Source organism: Woeseia oceani (assembly GCF_001677435.1).
In the GTDB taxonomy this organism is placed as follows: Bacteria; Pseudomonadota; Gammaproteobacteria; order Steroidobacterales; family Woeseiaceae; genus Woeseia; species Woeseia oceani.
Genome location: NZ_CP016268.1, coordinates 1,129,609 through 1,142,235, shown reverse-complemented (window position 1 = coordinate 1,142,235; position 12,627 = coordinate 1,129,609). Strand labels below are relative to the sequence as shown.

Sequence of the window (12,627 nt, the reverse complement as noted above, 5' to 3'; positions counted from 1 at the left end):
CACCGGCAGCCGCGGTCTTACCTGACAGTCGCGCTTACGCGGCTGCTTTACTCACACTTGCTGTATCTGCAAAAGAGGCAGACACGAACAAGCAGCCGGGCGGGTTTCCCCGCCGGCTGCTTGCCGACCCGCGGATAAACTCCACGTGATCGATTTACTTAAGCTCGACAGTAGCGCCGGCTTCTTCAAGCTGCTTCTTGAAGTTCTCGGCGTCGTCTTTCGAAGCGCCTTCCTTGACCGTTGAAGGTGCGCCTTCGACAGCGTCTTTCGCTTCCTTAAGGCCGAGACCGGTGATGGCGCGAACAGCCTTAATAACAGCAACCTTGTTGCTGCCAAAGCTGGCCAGTACCACGTCAAATTCGGTCTTCTCTTCGGCTGCGGCAGCTTCGCCACCGCCAGCGGCGGCTGCAACAGCTACCGGAGCTGCAGCGGATACGCCCCACTCTTCTTCGAGCATCTTGACGAGCTCAACCACTTCCATAATGGGCTTGGCGCTCAATTCTTTGAGCAGATCTGCGTTGGACAATGCCATTTCTAAATACCTCAATAAATCCTGAATCAGTTAAATACGATTTCGATCCGTTTCTCAGGCCGCTTCCTGCGAAGCGCGTGCGGACAACGTCCGTGCGAGCATTGCAGGCGGTTCGGCCAAGGTCCGTACCAGTTTGGACATCGGAGCCATCATGACGCCCAGCAGCATCGCGCGTGCCTGGTCCAGCGTTGGCAGCTCGGCGAGCTTTGACAGCTCACTTGCTTCCAACAACTGTCCACCGGCAGACAGCGAAACCGCCTTAAGTGCCTCGTGATCTTTCGCGAAGTTCTTAATTATCCTGGCAGCGGCACCCGGATCCTCTTTGGAAAATGCAAGCAGCAACGGGCCCTTGAGTGTGTCTTGCATACACTCGAACTCGGTGCCCTGGATGGCGCGGCGAGCCAGCGTGTTTTTAACCACACGCATGTACACGCCAGCATTACGGGCTTCAGCGCGCAATGCTGTCATCTCAGAAACAGTCAACCCTCTGTACTCCGCTGCAACAGCGGTAATAGAGTCAACCGCAACCGCATTTACCTCTTTGACAAAAGCTTTCTTGTCTTCGAGTCTCAGTGCCATGAATTTCTCCTGGCTTACGGTCACACAATCGGATGAAAAATCTCATCCGCCCTTTTCTGGCCTTCTCACCAGCCACGCCAATGGCGCGCCGGTTCGCTTGCCGTTGGGATGGCCTGCAAACGAACTGCAGATACCCTCCCGGGTGTCGATAACGGTGACCGTCGTGCAGATTGCTCTGATTCAGGTATCACCATCTGCGTAGGCTGAGGCTGTTCGTCAATTAAGAACGATAGTCACATCGCCCACCTACGGTCTTCGACGATGGCCGGTTACCCGGCCATTCGCCCTCTCACCACCTGTCGTCAGCGGGAGGGCAAACTCAATCTCAGGCTTATGCGTCTACTGTTGCCTGATCTACAGACACACCCGGCCCCATGGTTGAGGACACGGTGAGTCGTTTGAAATAAACACCTTTTGCCGATGCCGGCTTGGCCTTTCGCAGGTCTGCAAGCAACGCATACAGGTTGCCGGTAAGCGACGCCACATCGAAATCAGCACGACCGATCGGGCAATGAATAATGCCGGCCTTGTCCGTGCGATAGCGCACCTGACCTGCTTTGGCGTTTTTCACAGCCGTTTCGACGTCTGCTGTAACGGTGCCGACTTTCGGGTTGGGCATCAGTCCGCGCGGACCAAGAATCTGGCCAAGCTGACCAACGACGCGCATTGCATCCGGAGTAGCGATGACAACGTCAAAGTTCAGTTCGCCTTCTTTTACGGTCGCCGCGAGATCGTCGAAACCAACGATATCAGCACCGGCTGCTTTCGCCTTCTCGGCGTTTTCCCCCTGGGCAAACACAGCCACCCGAACCGTCTTGCCCGTGCCATGCGGCAACACCGTTGAACCACGCACAACCTGATCCGATTTACGCGGATCAACGCCGAGGTTCACGGCAACATCAATACTTTCTGCAAACTTGGCTGATGCCAGTTCTTTGACCAACGCCAGGGCGTCCGCCAATGGGTACGCCGTTGTTGCTGATACTTTTTCGCGCGCCAGTTTCTTGCGCTTGCTCATGCCAGCCATCAGTTCACTCCCTCTACATCGATACCCATGCTGCGGGCAGTGCCGGCAATCGTTCGCACAGCTGCTTCCATTTCGGCGGCAGTGAGATCGGGCATCTTGGTGGTCGCGATTTCTTCGAGCTGAGCACGGCTGACCTTGCCCACTTTCGTGGTGTTCGGCGTGCCGGAACCTTTCTTGATACCAGCAGCCTTGCGCAGCAGCACAGCGGCCGGCGGCGTCTTGGTAATGAACGTAAAGCTGCGGTCACTGTAAACAGTAATCACCACAGGAATGGGCAGACCCTGCTCAATGCTCTGCGTCTCGGCATTGAATGCCTTGCAGAATTCCATGATGTTCACACCGTGCTGACCCAGTGCGGGGCCAACGGGTGGACTTGGGTTTGCCTGGCCTGCAGGAACCTGCAGCTTGATGTAGCCAGTTACTTTCTTAGCCATTAAATTGCTCCTCGAGTACAAACGCCTTGTTAGGGCTCCTCGTAGTTTCTGGTTGTCGGGCAGTCACTGCCGCGACCCTGATTCTTAACTTGCACCGGCTATCGCCGATTCCGCTGCATTTTTAATGAGGCCAGCAGAAACGCCTCGAAACCGTGTCTAACCCTTTTCAACCTGACCGAAATCAAGTTCAACCGGTGTCGATCGACCCAGAATCTGCACTGCTACCTGCAGGCGACTCTTTTCGTAGTTAACTTTCTCAACCACGCCACTGAAGTCATTGAACGGTCCGTCGATAACCCGAACCACTTCACCGGGCTCAAACAGCACCTTCGGCCGCGGCTTGTCGACGCCTTCCTGCACACGCTGCAGAATATTGTCGGCTTCTTTCTGCGTGATGGGTGCCGGTCGGTCGCTCGAACCACCTATGAACCCCAGAACCTTCGGAACCTCTTTGACGAGGTGCCAGGTTTCGTCGTCCATCTCCATCTGCACAAGCACGTAGCCCGGGAAAAATTTGCGCTCGCTGCGACGCTTGTTGCCTTCGCGCATTTCGACCACTTCTTCGGTCGGCACCAGGATGTCGCCGAACTTGTGCTCGAGGCCCACCATCTTGATGCGCTCTTCAAGCGACGACTTCACCTTGTGCTCGAAATTCGAGTAGGCATGAACGATATACCAGCGTAACGCCACCGCGCTTACCTCTTCGGAATCCAGTCAATCAGGTCGTTGAGCCGACGAGCGTACGCGTCAGCCACAACAGGAATGAATCGAGACCCCAGAAAAACAGGGCCATAACCAGCGTAAACACAAAAACGGCGATCGCAGTTTGCGTCGTTTCCGTTCGTGTCGGCCAGATAACTTTGCGAATTTCGATGCGCGAACCCTGGACGAAGGCGCTCAGCCGCCGTCCCTGCGCACTCGTCATGGCAATGCCTATGCCAGCCGCAACGCCTGCCAGAACCATCAGCACTCGCAATGGCAAAGACATGTCGACGTAGTAGTAGTAGGCAAATAAACCGCCAACCAGCACAAAGGCTGCGATCAGCAGTTTGACTATGTCCAGCGCGCCGCTCTGACTTGTTTCGGTCGTAGTTGCCATGTCGTCCGTCGTCTACTTCATTAAACAGCTGACCCGCGGTCAGCCGATTCGCACTGTTGCCAGCATCAAAGCCGGAACGCATACGCGCCCGGCTTTTCGGCACCTGCAAGCGCACATCTGTCCGCCTGCCTAATGGCAGGCCAGGAGGGAATCGAACCCCCAACCTGCGGTTTTGGAGACCGCCGCTCTGCCAATTGAGCTACTGGCCTAGTGTCAACACGGTGCCGACCAAACGATCAGCCAACACCCAAAAATTGTCGTTTGCGCTCCGACCCCGTAAACGCGTTGCAGTTCCTACGCGACTCGCAGTCCGATCCAAATTTCGCGCCCCACTCCCGCAAGCCGAAGCCTTTACCCTCGCAGGCTGGCCAGAACTTGGTAAGAGCAGGTCCTTACTCCGGAATAAGCGGCAGCAGGCCCTGTTCAGAACCTGCTGCCGTTACCCATTACTCAATAACTTTCGCAACCACGCCAGCGCCGACCGTGCGGCCACCTTCGCGGATAGCAAAGCGCAGACCGTCTTCCATCGCGATCGGTGCGATCAGCTCTACGACCATCTGCACGTTGTCGCCCGGCATCACCATCTCGGTGCCTTCCGGCAATTCGCAGGCGCCCGTTACGTCCGTCGTACGGAAGTAAAACTGCGGACGGTAGCCCTTGAAGAACGGCGTGTGACGACCGCCTTCATCCTTGCTCAGAATGTAGACTTCCGCCTCGAACTTGGTGTGCGGCGTGATCGAGCCCGGCTTCGCCAGTACCTGACCGCGCTCCACTTCTTCGCGCTTCGTGCCGCGCAACAGTACGCCCACGTTGTCGCCCGCCTGACCCTGGTCAAGCAGCTTGCGGAACATCTCAACGCCTGTGCAGGTCGTCTTCAACGTGTCCTTGATACCCACGATCGCGATTTCATCGCCTACCTTCACGATGCCGCGCTCGATACGACCGGTAACGACCGTACCTCGACCCGAGATAGAGAACACGTCCTCTACCGGCATCAGGAAGTCGCCATCAATTGCGCGCTCAGGCTGCGGAATGTAGCTGTCCATGGCTTCGACCAGCTTGACCACCGACGGAACACCGATGTCGGAGGTATCGCCTTCAAACGCCTTCAGCGCCGAACCCGTTACGATCGGGGTGTCGTCGCCCGGGAACTCGTAGGTCGACAGAAGATCGCGCACTTCCATCTCAACCAGCTCCAGCAGCTCTTCGTCATCCACCTGGTCAGCCTTGTTCAGGTAAACCACGATGTACGGCACGCCGACCTGGCGAGCCAACAGGATGTGCTCGCGGGTCTGTGGCATCGGGCCGTCAGCTGCGCTGACCACCAGGATCGCGCCGTCCATCTGCGCCGCGCCCGTGATCATGTTCTTCACGTAGTCCGCGTGTCCCGGGCAGTCAACGTGAGCGTAATGACGGTTCTCGCTCTCGTACTCTACGTGCGCCGTCGCAATCGTAATGCCGCGCTCACGCTCCTCAGGAGCATTGTCAATCTGATCGTAGGCCGAAACTTCACCACCGTAGGTCTCCGCCATTACTTTCGTCAGCGCCGCTGTCAACGTCGTCTTGCCATGATCTACGTGACCAATCGTGCCTACGTTTACGTGCGGCTTGTTACGCTCAAATTTTGCTTTCGACATGTCCTTAACTCTCGTGAATTTTTAGATTTTTTTTCGCCAGATCTTCTGGCCAATCCCGGACGGCACCATCGCCGATTTTCTTAACTGTTCCCGCTACTGCACCCAGTTGTAACTGGAGCCCACACCCGGATTTGAACCGGGGACCTCTTCCTTACCAAGGAAGTGCTCTACCCCTGAGCTATGTGGGCGTACTTTGGCAGCCCTGCCGCCCGCCCAAACTGGAGCGGGTGATGGGAATCGAACCCACATCATCAGCTTGGAAGGCTGAGGTTCTACCGTTGAACTACACCCGCACTTCGTCCTGTTTCGAGTTAGCAACCTTCGATTGCCACTCCTGAATTCCTGCAACTGCCTGACTGCATTCTGCCGACCTTCGGTCGGAACCCGGGCCGCAGCTCGCCAGCTCCTTCTGTTGCGTTTCAGGTGCAGCAAAAAAACGACGTATCGCTACGCCGTCGGGGCCACACTCTGATTTTCACCACGCACAAAAAAAATCCGGAAGTCTCTGATCCAACCGTCCGAATTCTGGAAATCGTTAGCTCTGTAATCCTTGCCAGGAAATCGCTCAATCTTGCAAAGGCTACGTGGACCGGTCCATCCGATTCACTCACCTTGCCTTATCGCAGCATTCCTGCTGACTCTGTTTGCCGGTACTTGCAGTCAGCGCCTTGCCTTGCTCGCTACCGCCGCCACCGGGCTTCATTACTGGTGGAGGGGGTAGGATTCGAACCTACGTAGGCATAGCCAGCAGATTTACAGTCTGCCCTCGTTGACCGCTTGAGTACCCCTCCGCGCACACAAGCCGGGCATTGTCTAATCCTGATGCCGGCCTGTCAACAGAAAGTCCTGAGTTACCGGGCTTTCAGTGCGACGCTAAAGCCTGTCGCGGGCGGCGCATTTTCCTGACTGGGGTCTGGAAGTCAAGAAACGTCGTGATTCAAGAATTCCCTGCCTCTGGCAAACAGCTCGAATTGCCACTATTTACAGCGCCCAGTGCCAGGGCTCGTAGACGAATCCGTCCTTGTTGGCGCGCGGGTAGCTCATGGAAAAGCCGAAGTCGGCAGCATTTTTCTGAAGCCACACAAAGGCTTCCGTGTCTTCGAAGGCTTCTGTGAGCGGCCGGCTGCCGGGTGTTGCAATATCAATTGCGCGACCGCTGTGGTGCTCGCTGTAGCCGGGGGCGGCATTGACACGCAGGACCTCCCTGATGCCCTGGCCCGCCGCAAGCTTGGTCCGGATCAGCTCCGCCTGGTAGTCAAAGCTGCGAAATCCGGAAACCATCAGCAGGCGCACGCCCGCCGCGGCTGCGGCCGCGACCATGGCGGTCCACTGCGCAGCGGCATCCGGCGTCAGCCGCTGCATCCGGCCGACGAGATTCGGGCCCACGTCAATCAGTTCAAGGGCATCCGGGTGGTAAGGCGGGTGACCGCCCCGGCCATAATCCGCAGGTATACCTAGTTCCTCGTGCAGGGAGCGCTGATCATCGGACAGCATCGCAGTACCTGTAAGTTGGGCAGAAGCCGCGGATTGTCCCACATTGCATTCTCCCGGCAACCACCGCTGCCTATGAATCGGCACATGCAGGCCCGCGCAAGCACGACTACAATGCGCCCCTGCCAACCAGCACCGGTTCCAATATGTCCCGAGACACCCTTTACACCAGCCAAAGCGCGGCGATTGGTTCGTTCGAGTTTAACGATGCGGTCGCCAGCGTATTTCCAGATATGCTGCGCCGTTCGATTCCCGGCTATGCGCAGACTATAGAAGCCATCAACGGCTTGGCGCGCCGCGCAGTGCAGCCGGGAAGCACCTGTTACGATCTGGGTTGCTCTCTGGGCGCCGCAACGCTCGCGATGCGTCACGGAATCACCGTACCGGACTGCCGGATCGTCGCCGTGGACAATGCGCCGGCGATGATCGAGCACTGCCGGAACATCGTCGAAGCCGACAACGCCGCAACTCCCGTTGAGGTTGTGGAAGCTGATTTGCGCGAAACCCCCATCGACAATGCATCGATGGTCGTCCTGAATTACACCTTGCAGTTCATCCCGGCCGCAGAGCGAAACGAACTCATCGGCCGCATCGCCCGCGGCATGCGCGACAATGGCGTGCTGGTTCTGTCCGAGAAAGTTACCCATGAAGACCCGGAATTCGATGCGTTGCTCATCGACCTGCACCACGACTTCAAACGCCAGAACGCCTACAGCGAGCTCGAGATTGCACGCAAGCGCGCCGCCATCGAAAACGTGCTGATCCCGGATACGGTTGCCACCCATCTGGAACGGCTGCAGAACGCGGGCTTTCGGCGTGCCGGCGTGTGGCTGCGCTGGTTTAGTTTCGTGTCTTTCGTTGCGGTGCGCTGAGCGCGCATGGACAGACAAACGCTCTGCGACGATCTCACCGCAGCCGGCCTGGCGGACTGGCCAGCACTGCTCGGACCGCTGCTCGATGCCCGTTTGAACCGGGCGGCGCATGGCGATATGCCGGCCTGGCTGGACGCCGTGCGGGCCTTGCCGCCAGTGTCGCCGGGCGCGGTGGCACTCGACACCGGCACAGTGCGTTTGCTCGACGCCGAATTACCGCCGGCAGAACGTGCTCAGGCCGAAGCCCAGTTGCGCAAATTAATGCCATGGCGCAAAGGGCCTTTTGATATCGGCGGTCTGATTGTGGACTGCGAATGGCGTTCCGACCTCAAATGGTCGCGGGTCGCAGCGGCGATCAGCCCGCTGGCTGGCCGCACGGTACTGGACGTTGGCTGCGGCAATGGCTACTACGCTCTGCGCATGCACGGCGCCGGCGCCCGTTGCGTTATCGGCATCGACCCAACGTTACTGTTCGTCATGCAATTTCAGGCATTACGGCATTTTCTGCCGCCATTGCCGGTACACGTGCTGCCGCTGACCTGTGAGGAACTCCCTGCAAGCGGCGTATTCGACACCGTTTTTTCCATGGGTGTCCTTTACCATCGCCGTTCGCCCGTCGATCACTTGCGGGAGCTGCGCGGGCAACTGCGCCAGGGGGGTGAACTCGTACTCGAGACCCTGGTATTGCCGGGCGACGGTACCTACGCCCGCACCCCACCGGGCCGCTATGCGCGCATGCGCAATGTCTGGATGCTGCCGACTGTCAGCGAACTGACCGTCTGGCTCGAACGGACCGGCTTTCGCGCCGTGCACTGCGCGGACCTCAGCGCAACCACTCCCGACGAACAACGCTCCACCGACTGGATGCCATTTGAATCCTTGCGCGAAGCACTTGATCCGGACGACCCCAGCCTCACCGTCGAAGGCTGGCCAGCGCCACTCCGCGCCACATTAATCGCTCGCAACGATTGAGGCCGCTGCTCGACAAGCTGTTTTCCAACGCCAGTATCGGCGTATACTTCTAATCCTTCTGTCTGCTCAGAAATAAGTGAACGAAATGCGAATGTCGCCCGCAATTGAAAAATACGTACTCCACTGGGGGGAAATGGGCACCCGCTGGGGCACCAACCGCACCGTCGCGCAAATTCAGGCCCTGCTCTATTTGTCACCACACCCGTTGCGGGCCGACGAGATTGTGGAGCTGTTGTCGGTCGCCCGCTCCAACGTCAGTACCAGCATCCGCGAATTACAGAGTTACGGTCTGGTCAAGATGACCCATGTTCTGGGTGACCGCCGCGATTACTTCGAATCACTGCACGATGTGTGGGATCTGTTTCGCGTCATTATTCAGCAGCGCAAGGAACGTGAACTGAACCCGACACTCACGATGTTGCGCAAGTGCGCGGAAGACGTTGACGCTGAAGCGGAAACCGACCCGGCAACCAAAGAACGCATCCGCAACATGCTGAACTTCGTTGAAGGCACCAGCGACTGGTACGAAAAAATTCACGAAGTGCCGTCATCAACGCTGACCAAGCTGATGAAATTGGGCGTCGGCATCACGAAGTTCGTGAAGTAGGCAACCACCAGACGCGCCGACCGCTTTCTGCCGGCAGCAACCGATTCAGTATGCACCGCCTGCGTCAGGGAGAGGCGCATTCATCAACGAGAACCGGCTCGCTGTCACCTTTCACGCGCAATAGCCAGACCGACGTCTCCAGTGCACGTTCGCCAGGGCCACCGTGAACGGTATTTGCCGGACGATGAAAGTAACCGCCCTCGGTGTAGACCCCCGTTACCGGCTCACCACCGTAGCACTCGCTGCCCTCGTAACGGCCGGAAATAAGATAGCCCTCGAGAACCCGTTCGCGTCGTTGCCAGGCTACGCGCGCCTCAGGCTTTACTTGCAGCAGCCAGGTCCGCGACCCGCTGCCCGGGTCGCGGCGCATTTCCTTGACCATCATGCCGCGATCTTGCGGAGCATCGGACAGGGGCTGCCAGGCCACGACTTCGCTGCTGTAGATGATCGGGGACTTGTACTCGTTCTGCGGGTTGGCATCGTCAAGAAAGTACAGGACCTCAGCGCCATACGTTGAACTCAGGTTGACCCCGCTAAAGCCTGGCGGAATCCATACGTAGCCGCCTGGCTCAAGCGTAAGATCAGCTATCCGCATCTCGCCGTACAAAACATACAACTCAAGACTTTTGCCGGGCGATGCGCCGCTGGACCCGGTCCAGTTGGCTGGCAAAACGATACGATTGCTCGACCGGCGCGTTTGCGGGTTACCCGCGAACTGCTTGGCACGCACACCCGGCAATGCCGCCAGAAACACGTCCGGCAGTTCGTCGGCCTGCACGAACACCGGGTACGGCAACTGTGGCCGGGTTGTCGCACAACCTGCCAACGCCAGTAACAGACAAACCAGCAATGTGCGCATGGGCACTACTCTCCTGCAATTGATTCCTGATGCATACTGACAGTGAACATCGCCGTCAGACTGCGACAGAGTTCCCATTCAGCGGAACTCCATTGAGACACGTTCATCGCCTGATCAAGTGTACAAAGCCGGCAATGAAAAACCCGAATGCAATCAACCCAACGGTTTCAACAAGCCATGGAGCACCCAGCCACTCTGTACCGATCCCCTCTGGCTTGCGGTTCTGCACGAACGCAACAGCGGCGATGCCCACGCCCAGCAATCCTTCGCCACCAACGAAACCGCTGCCCAGCAATATGCCTCTCTCGCGACGTACTGCCGCAACGTCTCTGGACTTCGCCTGGCGCTCAAAAAAGCCGCGCAACAATCCGCCCAGGAATAACGGCGTCATCGTTGACACAGGCAGGTAAACGCCGACGGCAAAGGGCAACGATGGGACCTTTAATAACTCGCACAACAACGCTATACCGATACCAATACCGACAAAGCCCCAGGGTAATTGTTGATCAAGCACGCCTTCGATAACCAGTTTCATCAGCGTTGCCTGCGGTGCGGGCAATTCCGTGCCACCAAAAGTGAAGGTCTCCGCCAGCAACAATACCGACAGGCAAACGAAGGTCGCCGATGACAGCACGCCGATGAGTTCACCGATTTGTTGGCGGCGCGGCGTCGCACCGAGCAGGTAACCCGTTTTTAAATCCTGAGATGTATCGCCTGCGATGGATGCGGCGATCGCGACAACACAGCCGACTGTCAATGCGCCCGCCTTTCCCGCCATATCTGTCCAGCCCATGACCAGAAAAATGCCAGCGGTACCCAGTAACGAGGCAATCGTCATACCGCTGGTTGGATTGCTGGTCACGCCAACCAGACCAACAATTCTCGAGGCGACGGTCACAAAGAAGAACGCGAACACAACCACGCATACAGCGGCCACCAGTCGCACGGGCAAGCCACCAATATCACTAAACACCTGCGGTACGAAGGCCAGCACTGCCGCGACGACCAGCAGCCCAAAGCCGACAAACTTCAATGGCAAGTCGCTATCCGTGCGGCTAACAGCGCCAGGCGGTTCGGACCCATCGCCCAGGCAAGCCTGCAACTCCCCGGTCCCGATGCGAAAGCTATGCACCATCACCGGAATACTGCGTATCAACGTGATGATACCGGCGGTAGCAACCGCGCCTGCGCCGATATAACGCACGTAACGCGTCCAGAGCTGGGCCGGACTCATGTCCGCAATCAGACGCACGGTTTCCGGAAACACCGGAGTCGTGAAGCCTTCACCCCAGGCATTGATCGACGGGATGATGACAACCCAGGCCAGCAGACCTCCGCCCACCATCACCGTCGCAATGCGCGGCCCGAGGATATAGCCGACACCAAACAGCGCCGCCGACAGATCCAGTCCCAGTTCGCCCTTTTTCAGAAACGGTATCTTGCTGGCCACTTGAGCAGGAATCACGTGCAGCCACGAGGTCAGGAACTTGAAAAAAGCCCCCAGGCCCAGGCCGAAAAAAATGTAACGCGCGTTTTGGCCACCCACTTCGTTGGCAACCAATACTTCAGCGCAAGCCGTGCCTTCCGGGTACGGCAAACGACCGTGTTCGCCCTTGATCAATAGTCGCCGCAACGGAATCATGAACAGGATGCCTATGAGTCCTCCACACAGCGCCAGCAGAGTCATTTGCAACAAGCCCGGAGCAAGGCCCCACAGGAATAACGCAGGCAAGGTGAAGATCACGCCACTGGCGAGCGAACTGGATGCCGAGCCGATGGTTTGCGACAAGTTGGCTTCGAGGATATTCCCGGAATAGCCGACCGACTCCAGCGCTTTGAAGGCCGCGACGGTCATCACCGCGACCGGTATGGAGGTACTGATAGTAAGGCCCGCACGCAAGCCGAGGTAAGCATTGGCCGCGCCGAACACGACGCCAAAGAAGATACCCAGCAATACCGATTTCAGTGTCAGCTCAGGCAGTGCAGCAGCAGGTGGTACATAGGGCTCGTACTCTTTACCCTCGTCTGGCACAAGGTAAGCGAGCGGTGACAGGCCCGTCCTTTTTTCCTGAGTACTGCTCATGCGTCTGAACCTCCCGGCAGCGGAAGAACACGATACACAAAAGCCTGATGACAGGCACCGCATGCGCCAATAAAAAAGCCGCCCAGAAACTGGGCGGCATAGAAGCGCGGATGTTAACCGGCTGGCACTGCGCGGTTGCTGATCGTTGCTACGCTCCTTGCGTCAGCATCAATCGCCATTCGCCGTGCCGAATCGATGTACCGCCAGTTGGTTGCCGCTCCGGAAGCGGCTACGGTCGCGTGAATTGAGAGGAAACGCGCTACCGAAACCTGACTGGCATTCCTGCCTGCGGTGACATCGGATCTGCCCTGATAACACTCCATCTCCGTGCGTACCGGTATGGTACGGCGAGAATGCTACTACATCTTGTGGGCTACTGCGATAGTCACACAAGATGTGGGCGAGATCGGGTCGGTACGTCTGCGCCCCGAACTC

13 protein-coding genes and 4 tRNA genes are annotated in these 12,627 nt (G+C 57.9%); 3 read left to right on the top strand and 14 right to left on the bottom strand.

Annotated elements, in window-relative coordinates; genetic code table 11:
* Positions 1 to 154: 154 nt before the first annotated feature.
* From rplL to BA177_RS04800, 12 genes are all read right to left on the bottom strand, one after another.
* On the bottom strand, positions 155 to 532 hold the full coding sequence (gene rplL, locus BA177_RS04860; protein ID WP_068613599.1) for a 50S ribosomal protein L7/L12: 378 nt from the start codon (positions 530 to 532) through the stop codon (positions 155 to 157).
* Positions 533 to 586: 54 nt separating this feature from the next.
* Entirely contained in the window at positions 587 to 1,111 is a 525-nt protein-coding gene (rplJ, locus tag BA177_RS04855) for a 50S ribosomal protein L10 (RefSeq protein ID WP_068613595.1), read from the bottom strand.
* 331 nt (positions 1,112 to 1,442) lie between these two features.
* On the bottom strand, positions 1,443 to 2,138 hold the full coding sequence (rplA, locus tag BA177_RS04845; protein WP_068613590.1) for a 50S ribosomal protein L1: 696 nt from the start codon (positions 2,136 to 2,138) through the stop codon (positions 1,443 to 1,445).
* Positions 2,138 to 2,572: a 50S ribosomal protein L11 gene (gene rplK, locus BA177_RS04840; RefSeq protein ID WP_068613587.1), complete on the bottom strand. Its 435-nt coding sequence runs from the start codon at positions 2,570 to 2,572 to the stop codon at positions 2,138 to 2,140. Before rplK ends, rplA begins: the two co-directional genes overlap by 1 nt.
* 156 nt (positions 2,573 to 2,728) lie before the next feature.
* Entirely contained in the window at positions 2,729 to 3,262 is a 534-nt protein-coding gene (nusG, locus tag BA177_RS04835; RefSeq protein WP_068613583.1) for a transcription termination/antitermination protein NusG, read from the bottom strand.
* Between the two features lie 28 nt (positions 3,263 to 3,290).
* Complete coding sequence (gene secE, locus BA177_RS04830; RefSeq protein ID WP_068613580.1) at positions 3,291 to 3,671, bottom strand: preprotein translocase subunit SecE; 381 nt, start codon at positions 3,669 to 3,671, stop codon at positions 3,291 to 3,293.
* A 133-nt stretch (positions 3,672 to 3,804) separates the two neighbouring features.
* Positions 3,805 to 3,880 (bottom strand) — tRNA-Trp (locus BA177_RS04825).
* Positions 3,881 to 4,117: 237 nt separating this feature from the next.
* Complete coding sequence (gene tuf, locus BA177_RS04820) at positions 4,118 to 5,308, bottom strand: elongation factor Tu (protein ID WP_068613575.1); 1,191 nt, start codon at positions 5,306 to 5,308, stop codon at positions 4,118 to 4,120.
* A gap of 113 nt (positions 5,309 to 5,421) precedes the next feature.
* Positions 5,422 to 5,496, bottom strand: a tRNA-Thr gene (locus BA177_RS04815).
* A gap of 31 nt (positions 5,497 to 5,527) precedes the next feature.
* Positions 5,528 to 5,601: transfer RNA gene (locus tag BA177_RS04810), tRNA-Gly, on the bottom strand.
* 413 nt (positions 5,602 to 6,014) lie between these two features.
* Positions 6,015 to 6,099: transfer RNA gene (locus BA177_RS04805), tRNA-Tyr, on the bottom strand.
* 190 nt (positions 6,100 to 6,289) lie between these two features.
* On the bottom strand, positions 6,290 to 6,802 hold the full coding sequence (locus BA177_RS04800) for a M15 family metallopeptidase (protein WP_068613572.1): 513 nt from the start codon (positions 6,800 to 6,802) through the stop codon (positions 6,290 to 6,292).
* Between the two features lie 143 nt (positions 6,803 to 6,945).
* Between BA177_RS04800 and cmoA the strand changes: the two genes are divergently transcribed.
* The 3 genes from cmoA to BA177_RS04785 all read left to right on the top strand — a co-directional run bounded on the left by cmoA (position 6,946) and on the right by BA177_RS04785 (position 9,250).
* A complete protein-coding gene (cmoA, locus tag BA177_RS04795) occupies positions 6,946 to 7,671 on the top strand; it encodes a carboxy-S-adenosyl-L-methionine synthase CmoA (RefSeq protein WP_068613570.1) in 726 nt (241 codons plus the stop codon).
* Positions 7,672 to 7,677: 6 nt separating this feature from the next.
* The gene (gene cmoB, locus BA177_RS04790; protein WP_068613567.1) at positions 7,678 to 8,643 is read left to right on the top strand and encodes a tRNA 5-methoxyuridine(34)/uridine 5-oxyacetic acid(34) synthase CmoB; all 966 of its coding nucleotides are present in this window, start codon (positions 7,678 to 7,680) and stop codon (positions 8,641 to 8,643) included.
* Between the two features lie 91 nt (positions 8,644 to 8,734).
* Positions 8,735 to 9,250: a GbsR/MarR family transcriptional regulator gene (locus BA177_RS04785; protein WP_231892485.1), complete on the top strand. Its 516-nt coding sequence runs from the start codon at positions 8,735 to 8,737 to the stop codon at positions 9,248 to 9,250.
* Between the two features lie 64 nt (positions 9,251 to 9,314).
* Here BA177_RS04785 and BA177_RS04780 read toward each other — a convergent pair whose 3' ends face one another.
* Entirely contained in the window at positions 9,315 to 10,109 is a 795-nt protein-coding gene (locus BA177_RS04780) for a DUF4437 domain-containing protein (protein WP_068613564.1), read from the bottom strand.
* A 103-nt stretch (positions 10,110 to 10,212) separates the two neighbouring features.
* Positions 10,213 to 12,192 carry an OPT family oligopeptide transporter gene (locus BA177_RS04775; protein WP_068613561.1) on the bottom strand — a complete coding sequence of 660 codons (1,980 nt, stop codon included), beginning with the start codon at positions 12,190 to 12,192 and terminating at the stop codon, positions 10,213 to 10,215.
* Between the last annotated feature and the right edge of the window lie 435 nt (positions 12,193 to 12,627).